At 59.5% G+C, this 26,385-nt stretch carries 25 protein-coding genes; 15 read left to right on the top strand and 10 right to left on the bottom strand.

Going from position 1 to position 26,385, the window contains the following annotated elements; genetic code table 11:
• The first annotated feature begins 29 nt into the window (after positions 1-29).
• A complete protein-coding gene (locus TZ03_RS06590; RefSeq protein ID WP_051096538.1) occupies positions 30-917 on the top strand; it encodes a LysR family transcriptional regulator in 888 nt (295 codons plus the stop codon).
• On the opposite strand, the gene TZ03_RS06585 is transcribed toward TZ03_RS06590, so the two are convergent.
• From TZ03_RS06585 to TZ03_RS06575, 3 genes are read right to left on the bottom strand one after another with little or no spacing between them, the layout of a single operon-like run.
• Entirely contained in the window at positions 906-1,724 is an 819-nt protein-coding gene (locus TZ03_RS06585; protein WP_051096537.1) for a sulfite exporter TauE/SafE family protein, read from the bottom strand. The genes TZ03_RS06590 and TZ03_RS06585 overlap by 12 nt on opposite strands.
• Positions 1,721-2,992, bottom strand: coding sequence for an FAD/NAD(P)-binding oxidoreductase (locus TZ03_RS06580; protein ID WP_051096536.1), 1,272 nt, complete (start codon positions 2,990-2,992; stop codon positions 1,721-1,723). Before TZ03_RS06580 ends, TZ03_RS06585 begins: the two co-directional genes overlap by 4 nt.
• Before the next feature lie 39 nt (positions 2,993-3,031).
• On the bottom strand, positions 3,032-3,916 hold the full coding sequence (locus TZ03_RS06575; RefSeq protein WP_051096535.1) for an MBL fold metallo-hydrolase: 885 nt from the start codon (positions 3,914-3,916) through the stop codon (positions 3,032-3,034).
• Positions 3,917-4,139: 223 nt separating this feature from the next.
• On the opposite strand from TZ03_RS06575, the gene TZ03_RS06570 reads away from it, so the two are divergent.
• Positions 4,140-5,429 (top strand): sigma-54 interaction domain-containing protein, encoded by a 1,290-nt coding sequence (locus TZ03_RS06570; protein WP_051096534.1) that lies wholly within the window; start codon positions 4,140-4,142, stop codon positions 5,427-5,429.
• 291 nt (positions 5,430-5,720) lie between these two features.
• Positions 5,721-6,128: an RcnB family protein gene (locus TZ03_RS06565; RefSeq protein ID WP_051096533.1), complete on the top strand. Its 408-nt coding sequence runs from the start codon at positions 5,721-5,723 to the stop codon at positions 6,126-6,128.
• A 748-nt stretch (positions 6,129-6,876) separates the two neighbouring features.
• Here TZ03_RS06565 and TZ03_RS28445 read toward each other — a convergent pair.
• The 6 genes from TZ03_RS28445 to dnaA form a co-directional block, all read right to left on the bottom strand.
• Positions 6,877-7,062: a transposase gene (locus tag TZ03_RS28445; protein ID WP_414860302.1), complete on the bottom strand. Its 186-nt coding sequence runs from the start codon at positions 7,060-7,062 to the stop codon at positions 6,877-6,879.
• Positions 7,063-7,366: 304 nt separating this feature from the next.
• Positions 7,367-7,537, bottom strand: coding sequence for a hypothetical protein (locus TZ03_RS06555; protein WP_051096531.1), 171 nt, complete (start codon positions 7,535-7,537; stop codon positions 7,367-7,369).
• Between the two features lie 360 nt (positions 7,538-7,897).
• The gene (gene gyrB, locus TZ03_RS06550) at positions 7,898-10,318 is read right to left on the bottom strand and encodes a DNA topoisomerase (ATP-hydrolyzing) subunit B (protein ID WP_051096530.1); all 2,421 of its coding nucleotides are present in this window, start codon (positions 10,316-10,318) and stop codon (positions 7,898-7,900) included.
• A gap of 4 nt (positions 10,319-10,322) precedes the next feature.
• Entirely contained in the window at positions 10,323-11,426 is a 1,104-nt protein-coding gene (gene recF / locus TZ03_RS06545; protein ID WP_051096529.1) for a DNA replication/repair protein RecF, read from the bottom strand.
• Positions 11,427-11,441: 15 nt separating this feature from the next.
• Complete coding sequence (dnaN, locus tag TZ03_RS06540; RefSeq protein ID WP_051096528.1) at positions 11,442-12,545, bottom strand: DNA polymerase III subunit beta; 1,104 nt, start codon at positions 12,543-12,545, stop codon at positions 11,442-11,444.
• A gap of 40 nt (positions 12,546-12,585) precedes the next feature.
• A complete protein-coding gene (dnaA, locus tag TZ03_RS06535; RefSeq protein WP_051096527.1) occupies positions 12,586-14,127 on the bottom strand; it encodes a chromosomal replication initiator protein DnaA in 1,542 nt (513 codons plus the stop codon).
• Between the two features lie 595 nt (positions 14,128-14,722).
• Here dnaA and rpmH point away from each other — a divergent pair.
• From rpmH to mnmE, 5 genes are all read left to right on the top strand, one after another.
• Entirely contained in the window at positions 14,723-14,857 is a 135-nt protein-coding gene (rpmH, locus tag TZ03_RS28440) for a 50S ribosomal protein L34 (RefSeq protein ID WP_003253163.1), read from the top strand.
• Between the two features lie 13 nt (positions 14,858-14,870).
• Positions 14,871-15,275 carry a ribonuclease P protein component gene (rnpA, locus tag TZ03_RS28435; protein WP_082056554.1) on the top strand — a complete coding sequence of 135 codons (405 nt, stop codon included), beginning with the start codon at positions 14,871-14,873 and terminating at the stop codon, positions 15,273-15,275.
• On the top strand, positions 15,268-15,513 hold the full coding sequence (gene yidD / locus TZ03_RS28430; RefSeq protein WP_075046823.1) for a membrane protein insertion efficiency factor YidD: 246 nt from the start codon (positions 15,268-15,270) through the stop codon (positions 15,511-15,513). Before rnpA ends, yidD begins: the two co-directional genes overlap by 8 nt.
• Positions 15,514-15,515: 2 nt before the next feature.
• The gene (yidC, locus tag TZ03_RS06525; RefSeq protein ID WP_051096525.1) at positions 15,516-17,198 is read left to right on the top strand and encodes a membrane protein insertase YidC; all 1,683 of its coding nucleotides are present in this window, start codon (positions 15,516-15,518) and stop codon (positions 17,196-17,198) included.
• 87 nt (positions 17,199-17,285) lie between these two features.
• Positions 17,286-18,656, top strand: a complete 1,371-nt coding sequence (gene mnmE, locus TZ03_RS06520) for a tRNA uridine-5-carboxymethylaminomethyl(34) synthesis GTPase MnmE (RefSeq protein WP_051096524.1) — start codon at positions 17,286-17,288, stop codon at positions 18,654-18,656.
• 37 nt (positions 18,657-18,693) lie between these two features.
• Here mnmE and TZ03_RS06515 read toward each other — a convergent pair whose 3' ends face one another.
• Positions 18,694-19,863, bottom strand: coding sequence for a hypothetical protein (locus tag TZ03_RS06515; RefSeq protein ID WP_051096523.1), 1,170 nt, complete (start codon positions 19,861-19,863; stop codon positions 18,694-18,696).
• A 413-nt stretch (positions 19,864-20,276) separates the two neighbouring features.
• Between TZ03_RS06515 and mnmG the strand changes: the two genes are divergently transcribed.
• From mnmG to atpE, 7 genes are all read left to right on the top strand, one after another.
• Complete coding sequence (gene mnmG / locus TZ03_RS06510) at positions 20,277-22,169, top strand: tRNA uridine-5-carboxymethylaminomethyl(34) synthesis enzyme MnmG (protein ID WP_051096557.1); 1,893 nt, start codon at positions 20,277-20,279, stop codon at positions 22,167-22,169.
• Positions 22,166-22,816: a 16S rRNA (guanine(527)-N(7))-methyltransferase RsmG gene (gene rsmG / locus TZ03_RS06505; protein ID WP_051096522.1), complete on the top strand. Its 651-nt coding sequence runs from the start codon at positions 22,166-22,168 to the stop codon at positions 22,814-22,816. The genes mnmG and rsmG overlap by 4 nt, the downstream gene beginning before the upstream one ends.
• A gap of 18 nt (positions 22,817-22,834) precedes the next feature.
• The gene (locus TZ03_RS06500) at positions 22,835-23,626 is read left to right on the top strand and encodes a ParA family protein (RefSeq protein ID WP_012274913.1); all 792 of its coding nucleotides are present in this window, start codon (positions 22,835-22,837) and stop codon (positions 23,624-23,626) included.
• A 9-nt stretch (positions 23,627-23,635) separates the two neighbouring features.
• Complete coding sequence (locus TZ03_RS06495) at positions 23,636-24,508, top strand: ParB/RepB/Spo0J family partition protein (protein WP_051096521.1); 873 nt, start codon at positions 23,636-23,638, stop codon at positions 24,506-24,508.
• Between the two features lie 149 nt (positions 24,509-24,657).
• Positions 24,658-25,065: a F0F1 ATP synthase subunit I gene (locus tag TZ03_RS06490; protein ID WP_051096520.1), complete on the top strand. Its 408-nt coding sequence runs from the start codon at positions 24,658-24,660 to the stop codon at positions 25,063-25,065.
• 16 nt (positions 25,066-25,081) lie between these two features.
• Positions 25,082-25,951 carry a F0F1 ATP synthase subunit A gene (gene atpB, locus TZ03_RS06485; protein ID WP_051096519.1) on the top strand — a complete coding sequence of 290 codons (870 nt, stop codon included), beginning with the start codon at positions 25,082-25,084 and terminating at the stop codon, positions 25,949-25,951.
• A 144-nt stretch (positions 25,952-26,095) separates the two neighbouring features.
• Positions 26,096-26,353, top strand: coding sequence for a F0F1 ATP synthase subunit C (atpE, locus tag TZ03_RS06480; RefSeq protein ID WP_003097235.1), 258 nt, complete (start codon positions 26,096-26,098; stop codon positions 26,351-26,353).
• Positions 26,354-26,385: the final 32 nt, after the last annotated feature.

Genomic DNA, 26,385 nt, shown 5'->3' with positions numbered 1-26,385 from the left:
GCCGGAACGAACTGCCAAAAAGGACAAGCATGTTCGACTGGAACGATCTGCGGTTTTTCCTCGAGTTGCAGCGCAGCGGCCGCCTGCTTACCGCCGCCAAGCGCCTCAACACTACCCACAGCACCGTGGCCCGGCATATCGAGAGCATCGAGCAAAGCCTCGGTACTGCGCTGTTCATGCAGCATGCCCAGGGCTACGAGCTGACGCCCTCGGGGCAGGCCCTGCTCAAGCATGCCGAAGCCATGGAGAACGTCGCCCTGCTGGCGCAGGAAGAAATCACCCAGGCCATCACCCCGCTGGGCAAGATTCGCCTGGGGGTGACCGAAGGCATCGGCATCATGTTCTTCACCCCACGCATGAATGCGCTGTTCGAACGCTACCCCGGCCTGGAAGTGGAACTGGTAGCCGTGCCGCGCTTCGTCAGCATCCTCAACCGCGAAGCGGAGATCAGCATCCACCTGGAACGGCCCAATGCCGACTTGCTGATCACCCGCAAGCTCACCGACTACCGCCTGGCGCTGTACGCCAGCCAGGAGTACCTGGACCGTGCACCGCCCCTGCGCAACCGCGAGGACCTGGCCCGGCACAGCTGGATCGGCTACGTCGACGATTTGCTGTTCAGCCAGGAGCTGCTGTTTCTCAACAGCTTCTGCCGGGTGCCCAACGTGGTGTTTCGCAGCACCAGCGTGATCGCCCAGCAGGCTGCCGCCCGCGCCGGCCTGGGCATCGCCGTGCTGCCCAACTACATGGCCCGTCATGACCCGACGCTGGTGCGCGTGCTGCCTGGCGAAACCATCCAGCGCAGCTACTGGATCTGTACCCGTCGCGAACTGCACAAGTCGGTGCGCCTGCGGGTGGTGTGGGACTACCTGCTGGCGCTGTGCGCGGCCGACCAGAGCGAGCTGCTAGCCCAGTAGCGCCTTGCCGGCCAGCAGCAGGGCGGCGGCCCAACCTGCCACGGCAAACATCTGCTGCAGGCGCGGCCCGGCTAGCCTGGCCGCCAGTGGCCGCGCCAGCAGCAGGCCGAGCACTGCGCCGACGGCGAACGGGGCACCGACCTGCCAGTGCATGACCCCCGCCAGGCTGGCGCTGACCACACTGCCGGTGGACACCAGTGCGATCACCGCCAGTGAAGTAGAGACGATGCTGGCCATGCGTAGATTGGTGTAGCGGTTCAAGGCTGGGATGATGACAAAACCACCGCCCACGCCCAGCAGGCCGGACAGCAATCCGGACAAGGCGCCGGTGAATGCCAGGGCGCGCGCGCAAGGCAACGTCCAGCGCAAACGGCCCTGCAACGGGTTCAGCACACACGGCTCGATATAGCGGTGAGCGTCATTGGCGTCGCCACGCAGCTCCCTGGCTGCCTTGCGCCAGATACGCAGGCAGGCATACACCAGCACTCCGGCGAACACCAACTGCAATGGCGCATTCGGCAGACGGTGCGCCAGCAGCAGCCCGAACGGCGCCGCAACCACACCGACCAAGGCGATGAACAGCGCCGCCCGGTAGCGCACCAGGCCCTGACGCAAGCCCAGCAGCGCGCCCACGGCAGCCGCCAGGCCAACCGCCAACAGGCCGACCGGTGCCGCTTCGACCATCGACAGCCCCAGGCCGAATACCAGCAAGGGCACAGCGAGAATGCCACCACCGGCACCGGTCAATGCCAGCACGGCGCCGATGATTGCGCCAAGGCCTGCACCCAACAATTGATGTTCGATCACTGCCCGCCCTCGGCTACAAATGGCTGGGGCCGTGCCAGCCACTCCCGGCCCTTGAGCATGCCTTTCCAGTACAAGGGGGGCAGCGCCTGAGCCTTGAGCAACCAGGCCAGGCGTGTTGGCTTGCGGCCATCCAGCAACCAATTGGGGAAGCTCGGTGCCAGCTTGCCACCATAGGTGAATTCGGCCAGCACGATCTTGCCTCGTTCGACGGTCAGCGGGCACGAGCCATAGCCGTCGTACTGGGCCAGGGTGGGTAGCCTGCCGAGTGCCACCAGCACGTTGTTGGCCACGACAGGTGCCTGTTTACGGGCGGCGGCGGCGGTCTTGGCATTGCTGGTGTTGGCCACATCACCCAACGCGTGGACGTTGGTGAACTTGCGATGGCGCAGGGTGTGCGGGTCGACATCGACCCAGCCAGCGCTATCGGCCAACGGGCTTTCGCGGATGAACTCCGGTGCCACTTGCGGCGGCACCACGTGGAGCATGTCGAAGGCCTCGACGCGCGTTTCGCTGCTGCCATCGGGCAAGCTACGCACAAAGGTGGCCCGCTTGTTCGGACCGTCTACGGCTACCAGGCGGTGGGAAAAGTTGAGGTCCACGGCATACTTTTCGATGTACTTCATCAGCGCAGGCACGTAGTCAGCCACACCGAACAACACAGCGCCGGCATTGAAGAAGCTGGCTTTCACCGCCCCCAAGTGACCGTGGCGCAGCCAATGGTCGCAAGACAGGTACAGCGCCTTCTGCGGTGCACCGGCGCATTTGATCGGCATGGGTGGCTGGCTGAACACGGCACGGCCTTGCTTGAGTTTCTGCACCAGTTCCCAGGTGTAGGGCGCCAGGTCGTAGCGGTAGTTGGAGGTTACGCCGTTACGGCCCAGGGTCTCGCTGAGTCCCTCGATGGCAGCCCAGTCCAGCGTTAGGCCAGGGCAGACCACCAGCTGTTCGTAGCTGATGGCACGGCCACCGTCGAGGATGACCAACTGGGCCAGCGGGTCGAACCTTTGCACCCGCGCCTTTAGCCAGCGCACCCCGCGCGGAATGGTCGAGGCCATGGTGCGGGCAGTGCTCGGCGCCTTGAACACACCCGCACCGACCATGGTCCAGCCGGGCTGGTAGTAATGCACCTCGGCGGGGTCGATCAAGGTCACGTCCAGCGAAGAGTCACGGCTGATCAAGCTGGAGGCGGTGGCGATACCGGCGGCACCGGCACCGACGATGACCACCTTGTGGTGGTCGGTATTGGCAGGGGACAACAAGGCAGGCATGGCGGTAAATCCTGGAAATCTGGTTATGGGGCAGGGCGCTTACAGCTTGTTCAGCGGAATCTTCAGGTAGCTCACACCGTTCTCTTCCGCCGCAGGGAACTGGCCGCTGCGCATGTTCACCTGCACCGAAGGCAGGATCAGCACGGGCATGTCGAGGGTCTTGTCGCGGGCTTCGCGCATGGCGACGAAGCTGTCCTCGTCGATGCCATGGTGGATGTGGATATTGCTGGCGCGCTGTTCGGCCACGGTGGTGACGTACTGCATGTCGCGGCCACCAGGCAGGTAGTCGTGGCACATGAACAGCCGGGTCTGGTCGGGGAACGCCAGCAGGCGGCGGATCGAGCGATACAGGGTGCGGGCATCGGCGCCTGGGAAGTCGCAACGGGCGGTGCCGTAGTCAGGCATGAACAGGGTATCGCCGACGAACACCGCTATCTCGCCGGCGTCCTCGATCATGAAACTCATGCATGCGGGTGTGTGCCCCGGGGTGTGCAACGCACGGGCATGCAGGTTGCCAATGCGGAAACCCTCTTCATCTTCGAATAGCACATCGAACTGGCTGCCATCGCGGGCGAAGCCGGGCTCCGCGTTGAATAGCGCACCGAAGACTTTCTGCACCTGGGTGATGTGTGCGCCGATGGCGGTATGGCCGCCGAGCTGCTCCTTCAGGTAGGCCGCCGCCGAAAGATGGTCAGCGTGGACGTGGGTTTCCAGCACCCACTGCACGCTAGCCCCTAGCTCGGCCACGCGCTCGATCAGGCGATCTGCCGAAGCGGTGCACGTGCGCCCGGACTTTGGGTCGTAATCCAGCACGCTGTCGATCAATGCGCATTGCCGGGTTTCACGGTCCATGACCAAGTAGCTGATGGTCGAGGTCGCCTTGTCGAAAAAGGCGTCCACGTGAAGGTTGTTGCCGATGATCATCACGTTCTCCAATTTATCCGCCCCGCCTTGTACAGGCGTAGGCAGTGACAGGAGGTTTATCAAGATGCATGCCAGGCTTTTTCCGGCGCGCAAGCCAATGAAACCGCTCGGTTGCTGACAGCGGACAGCGACACTGGCAGCGCGGATGGCAGTCGACTGTCAGCCAATGGCAGTGTTTGGCAGTCCTTGTTACCCTGCGCCGGGTCCTCCAATCGGTGCCGTCATGCCTGAAGCCCATCCACTCATCCTAGCCCTGGTTTCCTACCTTGAGCACGATGCCCTGCCGACCATCGTGCTGGACACCGACTACAACATCCTGGCCGCCAACGCCGCCTATCGCCGCCAGTTCGGCCGGCACGACCAGGCGCCGCTTGGCGAAAAATGCCATAAGGTCTCGCACCACTATGCCGTACCGTGCGACCAGGCCGGCGAACATTGCCCGATGCGCAAGGCGTGGCACAGCAAGGTACCGGAGCGGGTGTTGCACATTCATCACACGCCACGCGGCCCCGAGCACGTGGATGTCGAACTGAGGCCAATCCTGGACGAGCAGGGCAGGGTGGTGGCATTTGTCGAGCGCCTGACCAGCATCACCCTCGCTTCGGCGCAGCCTCAGGAACAGGGTCTGGTCGGCCGGGCGCCAGCCTTCAAGGCCGCCCTGGCCAGCCTGCAGCGCGCAGCGCCGGCGCAGATCCCCGTGTTGCTGCAGGGTGAGTCGGGTACTGGCAAGGAACTGTTCGCCCGTGCGGTACACATGGGAAGCCCAAGGAGCAACGGCCCGCTAGTAGTGGTCGACTGCACCGGCCTGACCGAGTCGCTGTTCGAAAGTGAGTTGTTCGGCTACGAGAAGGGCGCGTTCACCGGTGCCAATCAACGCAAGATCGGCCTGGCCGAAGCGGCCCATGGCGGTACCCTGTTCCTCGACGAAATTGGCGAAGTGCCGCTGGCGATGCAGGTGAAGCTGCTGCGCCTGATCGAGTCCGGCAGCTTCCGCCCAGTGGGTAGCTTGCGCACTGTGCATTCTGACTTCCGCCTGGTTTCGGCGACCCACAAACCACTCAAGCAAATGGTCGCAGCCGGCACATTCCGGGAAGACTTGTATTACCGCATCAGCGGCTTCCCGATCCGCCTGCCGGCACTGCGCGAACGGGTGGAAGACCTGCCCCTGCTCGCGCAGAGTCTGCTGCAACGCATGGCAGGCAAGCCGACGCCCAGGTTGAGCGACGAGGCCTTGCAGCGACTTGGGCTGCATCCGTTCCCGGGCAACATCCGCGAGCTGCGCAACATTCTGGAAAGGGCACGCTTGTTTGCCGATGACGGGCTGATTCGACCTGAGCATTTGCCCGAGGACATTGGGCCGGCGGGGGCGATCAAAGGCGGGGGCCGGCGCAATCACCTGAGTGAGCTGGCGCAGGCACTGGAACAGTTCAAAGGCTCGCGTAGTGAGTTGGCCCTTCACCTTGGCATGAGCGAACGTACGCTATATCGCCGCTTGAAAGAGCTCGGTTTGTAGGAGCGACGGTCTTACTCAAAATCTAAAAATTTGCGCGGTCACTGTGGGAGCGGGCTTGCCCGCGAACACCGGCGAAGCCGGTGCCATACTCCGTGTTGGCCGCTTCGCGGGCAAGCCCGCTCCCACAGGTTCTGTGCAGGGTGATGTTCTAAAGTTTTGCCCTTTCAGACCTTTACCGGACCTTTACCTCTGTCCTTACATTAAGCGGGAAATATTGTGGTCTGATCAGTTAACCGTACCAGCACCCAGACAGTTGTAGCCGGGCGTTAACATGTAGAGGACCCGCAGCAAATGAAGAAAACCCTAACCGTGATCTGCGCCGCGCTGCTGCTCGGCGCACCTCTGGCCAGCTTCGCCCAGCCGGGCCAAGCCGACCGACACGATGGCGGCCCCTCACACCAAGGCACGCTGTCGCATGGTCAGCCACAGCACCAGGGCCGACATGACAATGGCCGTGCCCCTGCTTACCGCAACCCGAACTTCCGCCCACAACAAGGCATGCCAGTCCCTCATCAACAGTGGCAGCGCGGGCATGTGGTTGACCCGCATTATCGAGGCGACCGCTACTGGGTGACCGACTGGAGGGCGCGCCACTTGTATGCCCCACCGCGTGATCACCGTTGGTTGTATGTGAACGGGGACTATGTGCTGGTGGCCATCGCCAGTGGCGTGATCGTCAACATTCTTAGCGGCTACTAATGGACTGTTCCACGTGGAACGTTGAACTGAGGCGATTTCCAGCGTTGAATTAAAGAAAAACCGACACCAAGGTCGTAATGCTGTTCACTTAAGCAATTGGGGCCGCTCTGCGGCCCATCGCTGGCAAGCCAGCTCCCACAGGTACAGCACAGACCTCAAGAATCGCACCGTCCTGTGGGAGCTGGCTTGTCGTGGCGACGAACCGCTGCGATGGGCTGCGCAGCAGCCCCCAATTAGTGTGACATCACACTTAGTGAACAGCATTACGACACTAAGGTCGGAGTTTTCAGTTTAACCGACAACAATGATCCGTCGGCTAACAACAGCTAATACGCTCATCGATACCTGTAGGCTCTCACAAAAAATGATTCGTTCCCTCCAGCAATCGATGGCCAAACGTCATATTTTTTCCGTCGGTCACGGTTCACAAAATAAATAAGAATAGCCAGCTCACCACACAAGAGTTGGTTCCACGTGGAACATCGGTACGCTGTAAAACAATTGCGAAGAGGCTGCCAACCAAAAGACCAATTGTCGTATCTTAATAAAGTCTCTGTCAGCTACTCCTAGGAAAGGGAGGTGCCACGCACATCCGTTACTCGCTTTAACTCAACACGTAAGCAGCGAAGTTGCATTTGGGAGATGACGACCTTTGCGCCCCACTGGTTCAAATCACCTATCAACCAGTTTGCATCGAATGCTTTGTCGGCGATCAAGCCATCAGCCCCTCACCCAGTCGCGGAAGCGCTTAAAGACTGTATTCCATTTCCCAAAGTGGCAGGTCGCGCCACGGGCTGCCGGTGCGGGCAATCCACAGAACTGCCTCGATAAAGCGCCGATTATCCGTACCGCTGCGGCCGGGGTCGCTTGGCTTGCCTAGGCAGTGTGGTTCCATCTTCGCCCACTGGGCGTCTGTAAGAGCAAATCTGATCATCTCCAAATTTCACCACGGATCAAATCCTATGGGAAAGCTGAATCTCAACAGGCCCAAGCAGACTGTCCTATTACTAAGCCTGACTTTGAGAGGCCACGAAGCAGGAATAGAGAATATCGGCGAAGTCATGCTAGTTGATCTCGCCAGTAACCAAATCCCTAACGGCATCCGCTACCAGGTCGTCGATTCGGGCCAGCGCGCCTTGTAAGAGCGGGAGGTTTACCGTCCCTTCATACCGGGCTCGGTAGTCAGTATTGAGTATTTATCTCTATGACACGTTCAAATGGAAAGCGGATCAACTCCATTACATGTCAGCCAGCTTCTTAAAGGTCTTCCTATGAGTTCTGAGAGCGAGCTTTGTTTCTGAAAAAACAATCTGCTTACCCTGTTCGCCGCCCAAGTCCAGCTTCTTGGTCGCCTTAATTTTGGGCCTTTCTACTATGAATACGCCATAAGTGTTCAGCTTGCGGTTCATGGTTTGACTACCCAAGCGGCTTGATCAATATCTACTCGCAAGGTAGCACACTGGGAGACAAGACGCACCGAGCCATCGACTTAAGGTGCTGAGCAGGATCTTGCTTGAGTCGCCCTACACCTAGCTCCACTCGTCGTCCCCATCAGCTTGCGAGCTACCTTCACATCCCGTCGTACACACACCATCAAAAATCCTCACCAGCTTCCGACTCGGGATAGGAGGGCGGGCACAAGAATTTAAGGACCCAAAAAAGCCCGCGAGAGCGGGCTTCTTGGTGGTGACCGGCGTGGGCCGAACCTTGCGCCCGGCCGGTCAACTATTTGTAGAACCGTGCAGCTATTCTGTGCACTTACAACCCCATCAGAAGTCCAAGTTCGAAACCGACAACGCGTTGCTTTCGATGAAGTCACGACGCGGCTCGACCGCATCACCCATCAAGGTGTTGAAGATCTGGTCTGCAGCGATCGCATCTTCGATGGTGACCTTGAGCATACGGCGGACGGTCGGGTCCATGGTGGTTTCCCACAGCTGGTCCGGGTTCATCTCACCCAGCCCTTTGTATCGCTGGATGGTGTGGCGCTTGGTGGTCTCGTTCATCAGCCAGTCCAGGCCCTCTTTGAACTCGACGATCGCTTTGCGGCGTTCACCACGCTGTACGTAGGCACCTTCACCCAACAGGCTGGACAGCTTGGCACCGATGTTGACCACAGTCCGGTAGTCATTGCTGCCGAAGAAGTCGCGGTTGAAGGTAACGTAGCTGGCCAGGCCGTGGGAGGTGACTTCTACCTCTGGCAGCCATACGTTGCGCTCCTTGTCTTCGCGCAGGCTGGCTTTGTAAACCAGGCCAGACTTCTGGCTGTTGCTCAAGCGCTCCTGGAACTGGGCCAGCCAGCCTTGCATCACGGCGTGGTCAGCCAATTGCTCCAGGGTCACCTCCGGCAGGTAGATGAAGTGCTCGGTCAGCTCTTCCGGGTACAAACGCGACAGGCGCTTGAGGGTCTTCATGACGCTACGGAACTCATTGACCAATGCTTCCAGTTGCACACCGGAAACCGCTGGCGCCGATTCATCCAAGTGCAAGCTGGCATCCTCTAGGGCCGACTGGGTCATGTACTCTTCCATGGCCTCGTCGTCTTTGATGTACTGCTCCTGCTTGCCTTTCTTCACCTTGTACAGCGGTGGCTGGGCAATGTAGATGTAGCCGCGCTCGACCAGTTCCGGCAGCTGACGGAAAAAGAAGGTCAGCAGCAGGGTACGGATGTGCGAACCGTCAACGTCAGCATCGGTCATGATGATGATGTTGTGATAGCGCAGCTTGTCGATGTTGTACTCTTCGCGGCCAATACCGCAGCCCAACGCGGTGATCAGCGTGCCCACTTCCTGGGACGAGATCATCTTGTCGAAGCGAGCCTTCTCGACGTTGAGGATCTTGCCCTTCAGCGGCAGGATCGCCTGGGTGCGACGGTTGCGGCCTTGCTTGGCCGAGCCACCCGCGGAGTCACCCTCCACCAGGTACAGTTCGGAAAGGGCAGGGTCCTTCTCCTGGCAGTCCGCCAGTTTGCCTGGCAGGCCGGCGATATCCAGCGCGCCTTTACGACGAGTCATTTCGCGGGCTTTACGTGCGGCTTCACGGGCACGGGCAGCGTCGATCATCTTGCCAACGACGGCCTTGGCCTCGTTCGGGTTTTCCAGCAGGAAGTCGGCGAAGTACTTGTTCATCTCCTGTTCCACGGCGGTTTTTACCTCCGAGGAGACCAGCTTGTCTTTGGTCTGCGAGCTGAACTTGGGGTCTGGTACCTTCACCGAAATGATCGCCGTCAGGCCTTCACGTGCATCGTCACCCGTGGTGGCGACCTTGTTCTTCTTGGCCAGGCCTTCTTGCTCGATGTAGTTGTTCAGGCTACGGGTCAGCGAAGAACGGAAGCCAACCAGGTGAGTACCGCCGTCACGCTGCGGAATGTTGTTGGTGAAGCACAGCAGGTTTTCGTTGAAGCTGTCGTTCCATTGCAGGGCAACTTCAACACCTACGCCATCGTCACGCTGGACGTTGAAGTGGAACACCTGGGAGTTGACTGGCGTCTTGTTGGTGTTCAGGTACTCGACGAATGCCCGCAGGCCGCCTTCGTACTTGAAGAACTCTTCCTTACCGCTGCGCTCATCCTTCAGCAGAATGCCGACACCGGAGTTGAGGAACGACAGCTCGCGGATACGCTTGGCCAGGATGTCCCAGCTGAAGTGAATGTTCTTGAAGGTTTCAGCCGAAGGCTTGAAGTGGATATGGGTACCGGTGGTTTCGCTATCACCAACAACCGCCATCGGCGCCTGTGGAACGCCGTGAACGTAGGTCTGTTCCCAGATCTTGCCGCTACGGCGAACAGTCAGTACCAGTTTCTCGGACAGGGCGTTCACCACGGAAACACCTACGCCGTGCAGACCGCCAGATACCTTATAGGAGTTGTCGTCGAACTTACCGCCGGCGTGCAGCACGGTCATGATGACCTCGGCTGCAGAAACGCCTTCTTCTTTATGCACGTCGACCGGAATGCCACGACCGTTGTCGCGCACACTGATGGATTCGTCCGGATGGATGATGACGGTGATGTCATCGCAGTGACCGGCGAGGGCTTCGTCGATCGAGTTGTCGACCACCTCGAAGACCATGTGGTGCAGGCCGCTACCATCATCGGTGTCGCCAATGTACATGCCGGGACGCTTGCGTACGGCATCCAAACCTTTCAGCACCTTGATGCTGGAGGAGTCGTACGTTTGATTTTCGCTCATGCCTTCACTCCCGATGGTCGTGGGTCTGGGTGATACGGCCTTGTTCCACGTGGAACAAGGCAACTGGCGTTTCCGTCTGCCAGCCTTCCCTCAGTAATTCGTGATCTACACAGGTGATGAACACCTGGCAGCGTAATTCTTCAAGCAAGCGGCACAGCGCGCGGCGATGCTGGTCGTCCAGTTCGGACGGCAAGTCATCCACGAGATAAATACAGTGACCGCGGCGAGCCTGACTGACGAGGTGGCCTTGGGCAATGCGCAACGCGCATACCACCAGCTTTTGCTGACCACGCGACAGGATGTCGGCTGCGTTGTTGGCAGCCAGACGAAGACGCAGATCAGCACGCTGCGGACCGGCCTGGGTATGGCCCATCTGCTGATCGCGAAGGAGAGAGGAGGCGAGTACTTCTTGCAGTTCCCGGTCCTTGTCCCAGCCTCGGTAGTAGCTCAGGGTCAACCCGTCCAGCTCGACCAGTTCGCTCAGGGTTCGCTCGAAGACGGGCTTCAAGGCCTTGATGTAGTTGCGACGGTATTCATCTATTTCCGCGCTGGCCAGGCACAATTCCCGGTCCCAGGCGGCTTGCGAAGCTGGGTCAAGTGTACCATGCCGCAACCATGAGTTCCGCTGCCGCAGCGCCTTCTGCAGCCGTTGCCAGGCTGGCAGGAAACGAGGTTCCACGTGGAACACCCCCCAATCGAGGAACTGGCGGCGTATTTTCGGGGCGCCTTCCAACAGCCGGAAACTGTCTGGGTTGATGAGCTGAAGCGGTAGCAATTCAGCCAACTGCGCTGCGCTGCGTGCATTCTGCCCGTCGATGCGAATGGTGAAATCTCCCTGCCGCTCCCGTGAAACACCCAGGTTGCTGGTGCCTCCATCGGTCAACTGCACTTCGCCAAACACGGTACAAACATGCTGTTCGTACTGAATGACCGGATTCAGGCGGGTGCTGCGAAATGAGCGCGCCAACCCAAGCAAATACACGGCTTCCAGCACGCTGGTCTTGCCGCTGCCGTTGGCGCCGTAAAGGATGTTGATGCGGGGGGAGGGTGAGAGTGTCACCGGGTGCAAGTTGCGCACCGCGGTGACAATGATACGTCGAAGGGACATTTCGCCTGCTACGAGTTACAGGCGCATCGGCATGACAACGTAGGAAGAATCGTCGTTGCCAGCTTCCTGCAGCAGGGCACTGCTGTTGGAATCGGACAGGATCAGACGAACTTGCTCAGTAGTCATCACGCCCAGCACATCCAGCAAGTAGCTGACGTTGAAGCCGATTTCCAGCGAGCTACCATCGTAGTCCACGCTGATTTCTTCTTCAGCTTCTTCCTGCTCGGGGTTGTTGGCCTGGATCTTCAGCTGGCCAGCAGCCAGTTGCAGGCGGATACCGCGGTACTTTTCGTTGGAAAGGATCGCAGTACGGCTGAATGCCTCGCGCAGTGCCTGACGGTCACCAACCACCAGCTTGTCGCCACCCTTGGGCAGTACGCGCTCGTAGTCCGGGAACTTGCCGTCCACCAGCTTGGAGGTGAAGGTGAATTCACCAGTGGTAGCGCGTATGTGGTGCTGGCCGAGAACGATGCTGACCATGCCTTCCGGATCGGTCAGCAGCCGCGCCAGCTCCAGGATACCTTTGCGTGGCACGATGACCTGATGGCGGTCATCCTGCTCGATCGGCGCAGTCATGGAGCACAAGGCCAGGCGGTGGCCGTCGGTGGAGACAGCCCGCAGGGTGTTGCGGGAAACCTCCAGCAACATGCCGTTGAGGTAGTAGCGCACATCCTGCTGGGCCATGGCGAAGCTGGTGCGCTCGATCAGACGGCGCAGCTTGCTCTGTTCCAGGTTGCAGGTCAGCGAGCCCGGGCCTTCTTCCACAGTCGGGAAGTCATTGGCAGGCAGGGTCGACAGGGTGAAGCGGCTGCGGCCGGCCTTGACCAACAGTTTCTGCTCATCGACCTTGATATCGATCAGGGCGTCGTTCGGCAGGCTTTTGCAGATGTCCATCAGCTTGCGTGCCGGGACAGTGATTTCGCCAGGCTCAGCCGGCTCTTCCAGTTGCACGCGGCCTACCAGTTCGACTTCCAGGTCGGTACCGGTCAACGACAGTTGCTGGCCTTGCACGACCAGCAATACGTTGGACAGGACCGGCAAGGTCTGACGGCGCTCGACGACACCGGCGACCAGTTGCAGGGGTTTCAACAGGGCTTCGCGTTGAATGGTGAAATGCATGGTCTAGTCCCTTGCCTTCAATTAGCTGCGCAGACGGCCATCAGGTCGTCAGCGTCCGCAGCAGGTTCTTGTAGTCCTCGCGGATGTCCGCGTCGGATTCCTTCAGTTCGTTGATCTTGCGGCAAGCGTGCAGCACGGTCGTGTGGTCGCGACCACCGAACATGTCGCCGATTTCCGGCAGACTGTGGTTGGTCAGCTCCTTGGACAGGGCCATCGCCACCTGGCGTGGACGTGCCACAGAACGCGAACGCCGCTTGGACAACAGATCGGAGATCTTGATCTTGTAGTACTCGGCGACGGTACGTTGGATGTTATCCACACTGACCAGTTTGTCTTGCAGCGCCAGCAGGTCCTTGAGCGACTCACGGATCAGCTCGATGGTGATGTCGCGGCCCATGAAGTGCGAATGGGCGATTACCCGCTTCAGGGCGCCTTCCAGTTCACGGACGTTGGAGCGGATACGCTGGGCGATGAAGAACGCCGCGTCATGCGGCAGTTCGACCTTGGCCTGGTCGGCCTTCTTCATCAGGATCGCCACGCGGGTTTCCAGTTCCGGCGGCTCGACGGCCACCGTCAGGCCCCAGCCAAAGCGCGACTTCAGGCGCTCTTCCAGGCCTTCGATCTCCTTGGGGTAACGGTCAGAGGTAAGGATTACCTGCTGGCCACCCTCGAGCAGGGCGTTGAAGGTATGGAAAAACTCTTCCTGCGAGCGCTCTTTACGGGCAAAGAACTGGATGTCGTCGATCAGCAGCGCATCCACCGAACGGTAGAAGCGCTTGAATTCGTTAATGGCATTGAGCTGCAGTGCCTTGACCATGTCCGCGACGAAGCGCTCCGAATGCAGGTACACGACCTTGGCGTTCGGGTTCTTCTTCAGCAGGTGGTTACCCACAGCATGCATGAGGTGGGTTTTACCCAGGCCCACGCCCCCATAAAGGAACAACGGGTTGTAACCATGCTTGGGGTTGTCGGCCACCTGCCAGGCAGCCGCGCGCGCCAGCTGGTTCGACTTGCCTTCGACAAAGGTGTCGAAGGTGAACGTGCGGTTCAGGTAGCTGGTGTGCTTGAGCGCACCTTCGACCTGCACGGTGCGCTGTTCGGTGCGGGTACTGCCGGCCGCTGCCGAAGCAGGCTCGGCCATGGCATCGAAGCTGTCACGGGAAGATGGCTCGGCCAGTTCATCGACCAACACAGGCTCGGCTGCCGCCGCCACGGCGACCGGTTCGACCGCAGCCGGCACAGCCCGCTGTGTATGGACCTGCGTCTGGGTCTGCGCCAGCGAAGCGGCCACGGCCGCACTGACCGGCGCATTAGGCGCAGCCCGCGGTGCCGAACTGCGGCGGCTGCCGATCAACAAGGAAAGAGCAGGCGCAATGCCACTGCCGTTTTCACCCAACAGCTCGAGCAAGCGACCGAGGTACTTTTCATTGACCCAATCGAGAACGAAACGGTTAGGCGCATAGACGCGCAACTCGTCGCCTTCGGCTTCGACCTGTAGCGGACGGATCCAGGTGTTGAATTGCTGGGCAGGCAGTTCATCGCGCAGAAGCTCCACGCACTGCTGCCAAAGTTCCACTGACACGGATATCCCCTGAGTTTGAAAGCCGGATGAGGCAAAAACAAACCGCCATTGTACCGGTCGAGCGTTCAGTTATCCACATGTGGACACGCTAGGAACCATGACAAAACAGCCATTTATCGACCAAAACGACCTCACGGCACTGTGAATAAGCCCTGTGGATAAACCGCCATGAGGGCTATGCACAACCCTGAGTCGTGACCTGTTGATAACTCAGCTGTGGATAAGCGGTATTTTAATCCACAGCTTTTGCGCACGAAGAAAACAAGCGCAGCACCGGTTTGAAACACAGTTGTAAAACGCTGCACATCACGAATTTTCTGGTCTAGAAGAGGTTATCCACAGAAGGTTATCCACTTAAGATCTATAAGTTCTTCAGAAAAGCTTTTTATATGTCTCTTCTTTTTTTTCATGTTGTCTCCAATTCGTGCGTCCGATCAAGCGCCCCTTGGGGATGGCTGAGCAGGCACCGTCCATCACGCGCTCTATATGGAAAGGCTGGTTGGAAATTGACCTACGGGCTTGCTTTCTCTAGAATCGCCGGTCTCTTAAAAAGGGGGCCATCCCGGCCCGTCGTCGACAAACCAGGTAACACGCCATGAAACGTACTTTCCAACCAAGCACCATCAAGCGCGCGCGCACCCACGGCTTCCGTGCCCGTATGGCTACCAAGAACGGCCGCGCTGTTCTGTCGCGTCGTCGTGCCAAAGGCCGTAAGCGTCTGGCCATTTGATTTTTCGGCACAGGTGGTGAGTCAGGACTTCAGTCGGGAAAAGCGACTGCTTACACCCCGGCATTTCAAAGCGGTCTTCGACTCCCCAACCGGCAAGGTTCCAGGGAAAAACCTGCTGATCCTTGCTCGCGAGAACGGCCTCGATCACCCACGCCTCGGCTTGGTGATCGGCAAGAAGAGCGTCAAGCTCGCCGTTCAACGCAATCGCCTCAAGCGCTTGATGCGCGATTCCTTTCGTCTGAACCAGCACATGCTTGCCGGGTTGGACATTGTGATCGTCGCGCGCAAGGGATTGGGTGAGGTAGAAAACCCGGAATTGCACCAACACTTTGGCAAGCTCTGGAAACGCCTGGCACGCAACCGGCCAGTTCCAGCAGTAACCGCCAATTCCGCAGGGGTAGACAGCCAAGATGCGTAAACTGGCACTCGTTCCGATCCAGTTTTACCGTTACGCCATTAGTCCTCTGATGGCCAGCCACTGTCGTTTCTTCCCCAGTTGCTCCTGTTACGCTTATGAAGCCATCGAAAACCATGGCCTCTGGCGTGGTGGGTGGCTAGCCGTTCGTCGCCTGGGGCGTTGTCATCCGTGGAACGACGGCGGTTTCGATCCCGTTCCTCCCGCTCCTTCCTCCCGAACTTCTTCGATAGCCGAGTAATCATGGATATTAAACGCACGATCCTGATCGTCGCCCTGGCAATCGTGTCCTACGTCATGGTCCTCAAATGGAACCAGGACTACGGCCAGGCTGCCCTGCCGACTCAGAATACTGCTGCCAGCACTGTTGCCCCGGGTTTGCCGGATGGCGTACCGGCCGGTAATGCCGGCGCCAGCGCCGATGTGCCGAGCGCCAATGCCGAAACCAGCGCAGCCGAACTGGCGCCGGTGGCAGTCAGCAAGGACCTGATCCGGGTCAAGACCGATGTCCTGGATCTGGCTATCGATCCGGTCGGTGGTGACATCGTTCAACTGAACCTGCCGCAGTACCCACGTCGCCAGGACCACCCGGACATTCCGTTCCAGCTGTTCGACAACGGTGGCGAGCGTGTCTACCTGGCACAAAGCGGCCTGACCGGTGTCAACGGCCCGGATGCCCGCCCAGCCGGTCGTCCGCTGTACGCCGCTGACCAGAAGGGTTACCAACTGGCCGATGGCCAGGACCAACTGGTGGTCGACCTGAAGTTCAGCGACAACGGTGTCAACTACATCAAGCGCTTCAGCTTCAAGCGCGGCGAGTACGACCTGACCGTCAGCTACCTGATCGACAACCAGAGCGGCCAGGCCTGGAGCGGCAACATGTTTGCCCAGCTCAAGCGCGACGCCAGCTCCGATCCGTCGTCGAGCACTGCCACCGGCACCGCCACCTACCTGGGCGCCGCCCTGTGGACAGCTTCCGAGCCTTACAAAAAGGTCTCGATGAAGGACATCGACAAAGGTAGTTTGAAAGAAAATGTGTCCGGCGGCTGGGTTGCCTGGCTGCAGCACTACTTCGTGACCGCCTGGATTCCGGCGAAGTCGGACAACAACGTTGTCCAGACCCGCAAGGACAGCCAGGGCAACTACATCATCGGCTACACCGGCCCGGCCATCAGCGTGCCTGCAGGCGGCAAGGTCGAAACCAGCGCCATGCTGTACGCCGGCCCGAAGATCCAGTCCAAGCTGAAAGAGTTGTCCCCAGGCCTGGAACTGACCGTCGACTATGGCTTCCTGTGGTTCATCGCCCAGCCGATTTTCTGGCTGCTGCAACATATCCACAGCCTGTTGGGTAACTGGGGCTGGTCGATCATCGTGCTGACCATGCTGATCAAAGGCCTGTTCTTCCCACTGTCGGCTGCCAGCTACCGTTCGATGGCGCGCATGCGTGCCGTTGCGCCGAAGCTTGCCGCGCTGAAGGAACGCTTCGGTGACGATCGCCAGAAGATGTCCCAGGCGATGATGGAGCTGTACAAGAAAGAGAAGATCAACCCGCTGGGCGGCTGCCTGCCGATCCTGGTGCAGATGCCGGTATTCCTGGCCCTGTACTGGGTACTGCTGGAAAGCGTAGAAATGCGCCAGGCCCCGTGGATGCTGTGGATTACCGACCTGTCGATCAAGGATCCGTTCTTCATCCTGCCGATCATCATGGGCGCCACCATGTTCATCCAGCAGCGTCTGAACCCGACCCCGCCCGATCCGATGCAGGCGAAGGTGATGAAAATGATGCCGATCATCTTCACCTTCTTCTTCCTGTGGTTCCCGGCTGGCCTGGTGCTGTACTGGGTTGTGAACAACTGCCTGTCGATCGCACAGCAGTGGTACATCACCCGCAGCATCGAAGCAGCCACCAAAAAAGCTGCTGCTTGACAGGCTACTGCGCTAGCCTGTGAATAAAAACGCCCCCTAGTGGGGCGTTTTTGCTATCTGTCGTTTTTGTCGTAGAGGCTTTCGAGCATGAACACTGTGGGTGAAACCATCGCCGCCATTGCCACCGCCCAGGGCCGCGGCGGCGTTGGCATTGTCAGGTTGTCCGGCCCTCTGGCTGCCAAGGCTGGCCAGTTGATCACCGGCCGTACGCTTACGCCGCGCCATGCCCACTACGGCCCGTTCCGCGACGAACAGGGGCTGGTGCTGGATGAAGGGATTGCGTTGTTCTTCCCCGGGCCGAACTCGTTCACCGGCGAGGATGTGCTCGAACTACAGGGCCACGGTGGCCCGGTGGTGCTGGACATGCTGCTGCAGCGCTGTGTACAAGTCGGCTGCCGGCTGGCCCGCCCAGGTGAATTCAGCGAGCGCGCGTTCCTCAACGACAAGCTCGACCTGGCCCAGGCCGAAGCCATTGCCGACCTGATCGAGGCTAGCTCCAGCCAGGCGGCACGCAATGCCCTGCGCTCGCTGCAGGGGGAATTCTCGAAACGTGTGCACAGCTTGACCGAGGCATTGATTGCCCTGCGCATCTACGTCGAAGCAGCGATCGATTTCCCCGAGGAGGAGATCGATTTTCTTGCCGATGGCCATGTGCTGTCGATGCTCGATAGCGTGCGCGGGGAGTTATCCACCGTGCAGCGTGAAGCCGGGCAGGGCGCGTTGCTGCGTGATGGCATGACCGTGGTAATCGCCGGCCGACCCAATGCTGGCAAATCGAGCCTGCTGAATCAGTTGGCGGGGCGTGAGGCTGCCATTGTCACCGATATCGCTGGCACCACCCGCGACATCCTGCGTGAACATATCCACATCGACGGTATGCCGCTGCATGTAGTCGATACTGCAGGTTTGCGCGATACCGACGACCATGTGGAAAAAATTGGCGTAGAACGCGCGCTGAAGGCCATTGGCGAGGCTGACCGTGTGCTGTTGGTAGTGGACTCCACCGCGCCCGAGGCCAGTGACCCGTTCGCGCTATGGCCGGAGTTTCTCGATCAGCGGCCAGACCCTGCCAAGGTTACGCTGATTCGTAACAAGGCCGACCTCAGTGGTGAGCGGATCGGGCTGGAGCAGTGTGATGACGGCCATGTGACGATCACCCTCAGCGCCAAAGGGGATGACGCAGGGCTGCAACTGTTGCGTGACCATCTGAAGGCCTGCATGGGTTATGAACAGACTGCAGAGAGTGGTTTCAGTGCCCGCCGGCGCCACCTGGACGCTTTGCGCCAGGCCAGCGAGCACCTGGAACACGGCCGTGCGCAGCTGACCCTGGCTGGCGCGGGTGAGCTGCTGGCGGAGGACCTGCGCCAAGCACAGCAGGCCCTGGGGGAGATTACCGGGGCATTCAGCTCGGATGACCTGCTGGGTCGGATTTTCTCTAGTTTCTGCATCGGCAAGTAATTATCGCTCGGTAACGGACGATGTCTGTACCTGCTCGTCAATCGAATAGGGTAGGGGCCGCGACTGTCCCCATGGCAAACTCATTCAAGCGGCGCAACAACGCCGGGCGTTTGCCATGAGCCGCACGGAAGTCTTGCAGGCCGCGCTCGTAGGCTTCCATGTTGCAGATCAGCTCATGTCCCTGGGCCAGTACCTTCAGTATCTGCACCGTTTTGTCGTAGCCAGAAGCAGTACCACGCGAAGCATGGGTGTGAGCCGCGGCCCAGTATTTTTCCGGTGTTTCCATTATCCGGCGAAGTTCGCCCTCTCGCTGTCGGCGAACTTCATCCACAAGCTGTGCGTGAGCTTCGGCTTCGCGCACTTGCCGGGCAGTGGCCGCCGACCGAGCCAGTTCGCGCAAGGTTGCGACTGTGCGTCGCGGGCCATTTGAGGGCTCTGGCCGCTGCGCCTTCAGCCATGTTGCATAGCTTCTCTGAACCTCGAGTTCCGCTTGTCGTCCCTGACCTTGGGCGACGCGCCGGAATACCTCTTGCATTCGCGAAACCGGCCAGGTTTCCAGCCAGTTGGTGATCTGCTGAGCCTCGTCATTCCTGGTTATGGTATCTGGCGCCGCACTACCGCTGCTGGCAGCCTCGAGCATATCTGGATCTATCTCCATAAAGGCGACGAACGCCTTTTGTGCTGGGGATAACTCTGCCAAGCCTGCGGGGACTTCAGGCTCTATTTCATCTTCCCCACATTCGTCCACAGCCGCCAGCCACCCCAAGTAAAGCGGCCTGATATCGCCGCGCAGCAGTTCATCACGCAGAGGGATCAACTGTTGTATCCAGCCGCTGCCATCATCTTCAGCGTACCGGTCATAGTCTTCGCTTTCTGACAGCGTCCACCAAAGAATCCAGTGAGTATCACTGTAGGTTGCCGAAAATCTCGATGTCAGGAAGGGCTGTAGCTCCTCTGCATCAAGCGCAGCCTTCGGGAGCCGCAGCGACAGGTCGCAACTGCCCCAGTCCGCCAGATAGACGAACGCGTCGAAATAACGCTGCATCCAGTCGATGGGATCAGCCTTGAGACCACCCCAGTGGTAATGATTGACGAGCCCTCGGGGGGTGATGTCTGCACGTGACGATTTGCCACGCAGCTGGTTCATTTCGCTGCGGGTCAGAGGTCGGTCGATCGCTGCAAATTCGTAGTACTGGTATTCGCTCATGCGTTCACATCTCAACAGGAATGGCAGGCTTAAGCCCTGTGGAAAACTCGCCTTCAGCTCCGTTGATAAGCAGGCTTTTTTTCTGAGGACAAACCCGCCTGTGGATAAATGGCTATTTAATCCACAGGCTAAATCGCGTTATCCATAGCCCTCATGGCACTCCAACCACAGGGTTTAATTTCTCTATACATGACGTAAATCAACGGCTACAGCACCTTATCCACAGATAGGCATGTGCATAAGAATAAACATAAAAACAAAGCTTTTTTAAATTTTTCCTCTTTGATTTCTGTTGTCTGCCATTCATCCACAGATTGATCAAAATTTGCTCAGACGGTTCCTTTAGAGGGGGTGAAGTCCCTATACTTGTCCGCTTACCTTCTCTATTCGCAAAAACAGGCACGAGGTGCGTGGTGGATTTCCCTTCCCGTTTTGAAGTGATCGTCATCGGCGGCGGCCATGCCGGTACCGAGGCTGCGCTTGCGTCTGCACGCATGGGGGTGAAAACCCTGCTGCTGACCCATAACGTGGAAACCCTCGGTCACATGAGCTGCAACCCCGCCATCGGCGGTATTGGCAAAAGCCATCTGGTCAAAGAGATAGATGCCCTCGGCGGCGCCATGGCGCTGGCTACCGACAAGAGCGGCATCCAGTTCCGCGTTCTGAACAACCGCAAGGGCCCGGCCGTACGTGCCACCCGTGCACAGGCTGACCGCGCCATCTACAAGGCGGTGGTGCGAGAAATCCTGGAAAACCAGCCGAACCTGTGGATATTCCAGCAGTCCTGCGACGACCTCATCGTCGAGCAGGACCAGGTCAAAGGCGTAGTGACCCAGATGGGCCTGCGTTTCTTCGCCGAATCCGTGGTACTGACTACCGGTACCTTCCTCGGAGGCCTTATCCACATTGGTCTGCAAAACCATTCCGGCGGTCGCGCCGGTGATCCGCCTTCGATCGCCCTGGCCCATCGCATGCGTGAACTGCCGCTGCGCGTCGGCCGCCTGAAAACCGGTACTCCGCCACGCATCGATGGCCGTTCGGTGGACTTCTCGGTGATGACTGAACAGCCGGGTGATACGCCGATTCCGGTGATGTCGTTCATGGGCAGTGCCGAAATGCACCCACGCCAGGTGAGCTGCTGGATTACCCACACCAATGCCCGCACCCACGAGATCATTGCCTCGAACCTCGACCGTTCGCCGATGTACTCGGGTGTGATCGAAGGTGTCGGCCCGCGCTACTGCCCGTCGATCGAAGACAAGATCCACCGCTTCGCCGACAAGGAAAGCCACCAGGTGTTCATCGAGCCGGAAGGCCTGACCACCCATGAGCTGTACCCCAACGGTATTTCCACTTCGCTGCCGTTCGACGTGCAACTGGAGCTGGTGCGTTCGATCCGCGGCATGGAAAACGCCCACATCGTGCGCCCGGGCTATGCCATCGAGTACGATTACTTCGACCCGCGCGATCTCAAGTACAGCCTCGAGACCAAGGTCATCGGCGGCCTGTTCTTCGCCGGGCAGATCAACGGCACCACCGGTTACGAAGAAGCCGGGGCCCAGGGCCTGCTGGCCGGGACCAACGCGGCACTGCGTGCGCAAGGCCGTGAAAGCTGGTGCCCGCGCCGCGACGAGGCGTACATCGGCGTACTGGTCGACGACCTGATCACCCTGGGGACCCAGGAGCCGTACCGCATGTTCACCTCGCGTGCCGAGTACCGCCTGATCCTGCGCGAAGACAACGCCGACCTGCGCCTGACCGAAAAAGGCCGCGAACTCGGCCTGATCGACGACCAGCGCTGGGCCGCCTTCTGCGCCAAGCGCGACGGCATCGAGCGTGAAGAACAACGCCTGAAGTCGACCTGGGTACGGCCGAACACCGAGCAAGGCCAGGCCATTGTGGATAAGTTCGGTACCCCGCTCAGCCACGAGTACAGCCTGCTCAACCTGCTGGCGCGCCCGGAAATCGACTATGCCGGGCTGATCGAGGCGACTGGTGGCGAAGCGATCGATCCACAGGTCGCCGAGCAGGTCGAAATCCGCACCAAGTACGCCGGTTACATCGACCGCCAGCAAGATGAAATCGCTCGCCTGCGCGCCAGCGAAGACACCCGCCTGCCTGTGGATATCGATTACTCGACCATTTCCGGCCTGTCCAAGGAAATCCAGGGCAAGCTGGGCCAGACCCGTCCGGAAACCCTGGGCCAGGCTTCGCGTATCCCGGGCGTGACCCCGGCGGCGATTTCCCTGCTGCTGATTCACTTGAAAAAACGCGGCGCTGGCCGCGAATTGGAGCAAAGCGCTTGAGTTCCCTGGTCACCCCGCAACACGCAGAAGAGTTGTCCACAGGTGCGCGCCAGCTCGGTGTCGAGCTGAGCGCCGAGCATCACGAAAAGCTGCTCGGCTACCTGGCCCTGCTGATCAAATGGAACAAAGCCTACAACCTCACCGCCGTGCGCGACCCCGACGAGATGGTGTCGCGCCACCTGCTCGACAGCCTCAGCGTCATGCCGTTTATCCACAGCGAGCGTGACAACTGGCTGGATGTCGGCAGCGGCGGTGGCATGCCTGGCATCCCGTTGGCTATCCTGCATCCGCACAAGCGCGTGACCGTGCTGGACGCCAATGGCAAGAAGACCCGCTTCCTGACCCAGGTGAAAATGGAGCTCAAGCTGGACAACCTCACGGTTATCCACAGCCGGGTCGAGGCCTTTCAGCCAACACTACCGTTCAGCGGAATCATCTCTCGCGCCTTCAGCAGCATGGACAACTTCACCAACTGGACCCGCCATCTGGGCGACACCGGGACGCAATGGCTTGCAATGAAGGGGCTGCATCCTGCCGATGAACTGGTAGCATTGCCCGCAGACTTCACAGTGGAAAGCGAACAGGCCCTGACCGTTCCGGGTTGCCAGGGCCAGCGCCATCTGCTGATACTGCGCCGCAAGGCATGACTGGGAACACACGCAACAATGGCTAAGGTATTCGCAATCGCGAACCAGAAAGGTGGTGTGGGCAAGACCACCACCTGTATCAATCTCGCTGCCTCGCTGGCCGCGACCAAGCGTCGTGTGCTGCTGATCGACCTCGATCCGCAGGGCAACGCCACCATGGGCAGCGGTGTCGACAAGCACGAGCTCGAGCACTCGGTCTACGACCTGCTGATCGGGGAATGCGACCTGGCCCAGGCCATGCATTACTCCGAGCACGGTGGTTTCCAGTTGCTGCCGGCCAACCGTGACCTGACCGCCGCCGAAGTGGTACTGCTGGAAATGCAGGTCAAGGAGAGCCGCCTGCGCAACGCCCTGGCGCCAATCCGCGAGAACTACGACTACATCCTCATCGACTGCCCGCCGTCGCTGTCGATGCTTACGCTCAACGCTCTGGTCGCCTCCGACGGTGTGATCATCCCCATGCAGTGTGAATACTACGCACTGGAAGGTCTCAGCGACCTTGTGGATAACATCAAGCGCATCGCTGCCCGGTTGAACCCGGAGCTGAAGATCGAAGGCCTGTTGCGGACCATGTACGACCCGCGCCTGAGCCTGAACAACGATGTCTCGGCGCAGCTGAAGGAACACTTTGGCCCGCAGCTGTACGACACGGTCATTCCACGCAACATTCGCCTGGCCGAGGCCCCCAGCTTCGGCATGCCGGCCCTGGCCTACGACAAGCAATCGCGTGGCGCGCTGGCTTATCTGGCCCTGGCTGGGGAACTGGTTCGCCGTCAACGCCGTCAATCACGCACTGCACAAACAACTTAAGGAATCCGTATGGCCGTCAAGAAACGGGGTCTCGGACGTGGGTTGGATGCACTGCTCAGTGGTCCTTCCGTCAGCGCGCTCGAAGAGCAGGCTGTAAAGATCGACCAGAAAGAACTGCAACACCTGCCGGTCGAGCTGATCCAGCGTGGCAAGTACCAGCCGCGCCGGGACATGGACCCGGAGGCGCTGGAAGAACTCGCGCACTCGATTCGCAACCATGGCGTGATGCAACCGATCGTGGTGCGCCCGATCGGCGACAACCGCTATGAGATCATCGCCGGTGAGCGCCGTTGGCGCGCCACCCAGCAGGCTGGCCTGGACAAGATCCCGGCCATGGTCCGCGAGGTGCCCGACGAAGCCGCCATCGCCATGGCACTGATCGAGAACATCCAGCGCGAAGACCTCAATCCGCTGGAAGAGGCCCTGGCCCTGCAGCGCTTGCAGCAGGAATTCGAGCTCACCCAGCAACAGGTGGCCGATGCCGTGGGCAAGTCGCGGGTAACCGTGGCCAACCTGCTGCGCCTGATCACCCTGCCCGATGCGATCAAGACCATGCTCGCCCACGGCGACCTGGAGATGGGTCATGCCCGCGCATTGCTCGGCCTGGAAGAAAACCGTCAGGAGGAGGGGGCGCGTCATGTTGTCGCACGTGGCCTCACCGTGCGCCAAACCGAGGCACTGGTACGTCAGTGGCTCAGCGACAAACCTGATCCGGTCGAACCGAGCAAACCTGATCCGGATATCGCACGCCTTGAACAGCGGCTCGCAGAGCGCCTGGGCTCGGCCGTGCAGATCCGTCATGGCAACAAGGGCAAAGGCCAGTTGGTTATTCGCTACAACTCGCTTGACGAGTTGCAAGGCGTGCTTGCTCACATCCGTTGAAACAATTCCTGTTGTAGCGTGCAGTCGGAAATCACTACCGAAGAGTTGAATAGGGGTTAATCCACCCCTATACTCTGCGCGCATTTTGTCGGCACAAATTATGCCAAGTCATAACTGACTTGTTGGTCGACTTCCGAGGAGCAGTTGTGATGGAAATCCGCACGCCAAACCGCCTGCCTTTCCATCGCTGGGCGGTTTTTCCGGTACTGCTGGCTCAATTCGTCGTACTACTGCTGGCAGCCTTGGTGTTGTGGCAGTGGAAAGGGGCGGTCAGTGGATATTCAGGCCTTTGCGGAGGTTTGATTGCCTGGCTGCCCAATGTGTATTTCGCCTGGAAGGCTTTTCGCTTCAGCGGAGCTCGGGCGGCACAAGCCATCGTCAAGTCGTTTTACGCGGGCGAGGCAGGCAAGATGATTTTGACGGCAGTGCTTTTTGCACTGACCTTCGCAGGAGTGAAGCCACTGGCGCCGTTAGCAGTATTCGGCGTCTTCGTGTTGACCCTTTTGGTCAGCTGGTTCGCGCCCCTGCTGATGAATAAAAGACTTTCGAGACCTTAGGGCGTTTGAGGCAACCATGGCAGCAGAAACCGCTTCGGGCTATATCCAGCACCACTTGCAGAACCTGACCTACGGTCAACTACCAGACGGCAGCTGGGGCTTCGCCCATTCGGCTGCAGAAGCCAAGGCAATGGGCTTCTGGGCGTTCCACCTGGACACCCTGGGTTGGTCCGTCGCGCTGGGTCTGATCTTCCTGTTCATCTTCCGCATGGCGGCCAAGAAGGCGACTTCCGGCCAACCTGGCGGCCTGCAGAACTTCGTCGAAGTGATGGTGGACTTCGTCCATGGCAGCGTGAAGGACTCCTTCCACGGCCGTAGCCCGGTAATCGCCCCGCTGGCGCTGACCATCTTCGTCTGGGTGTTCCTGATGAACGCCATCGACCTGGTACCGGTCGACTGGATTCCTCAGCTGGCCATCCTGATCTCCGGTGACCCGCACATTCCGTTCCGCGCCGTGTCGACCACCGACCCGAACGCGACCCTGGCCATGGCCTTCTGCGTGTTCGCCCTGATCATCTTCTACAGCATCAAGGTCAAGGGCCTGGGCGGCTTCATCGGCGAGCTGACCCTGCACCCGTTCGGCAGCAAGAACATCTTCGTGCAGATCCTGCTGATTCCGGTCAACTTCCTGCTGGAATTCGTCACCCTGATCGCCAAGCCGATCTCGTTGGCACTGCGTCTGTTCGGCAACATGTACGCCGGCGAGCTGGTGTTCATCCTCATCGCCGTGATGTTCGGCGCCGGCATCCTCTGGCTCAGCGGCCTGGGTGTGGTGCTGCAGTGGGCGTGGGCTGTGTTCCACATCCTGATCATCACCCTGCAAGCCTTCATCTTCATGATGCTCACCATCGTCTACCTGTCGATGGCTCACGAAGATAACCATTAAGACCGCCTGGCGTGTCTGATAGCCTTCCCCGCTCGTTTGGGGGGAGGGCTTAAAAAGTCCGCAAGGGCATGCTGTACCAAACGATTTGTTTTACCGCTTCAAACTAAAAACCTAACCAATACGACGTAAAAGTCGGGAGGAAAGATGGAAACTGTAGTTGGTCTGACCGCTATCGCTGTTGCTCTGCTGATCGGCCTGGGTGCTCTGGGTACCGCCATTGGTTTCGGCCTGCTGGGCGGCAAGTTCCTGGAAGGTGCTGCTCGTCAGCCTGAGATGGTTCCGATGCTGCAGGTCAAAATGTTCATCGTTGCCGGTCTGCTCGACGCCGTAACCATGATCGGTGTTGGTATCGCTCTGTTCTTCACCTTCGCGAACCCCTTCGTTGGTCAGATCGCCGGCTAATCACTCGTTTCTTACGAGTTGATTGGTGTGAT

Origin of the sequence: Pseudomonas sp. 10-1B, assembly GCF_000935045.1 — a bacterium.
GTDB lineage: Bacteria > Pseudomonadota > Gammaproteobacteria > Pseudomonadales > Pseudomonadaceae > Aquipseudomonas.
The sequence above is the reverse complement of the archived record's forward strand: the minus strand, read 5'-3'. Positions and strand labels throughout refer to the sequence as shown.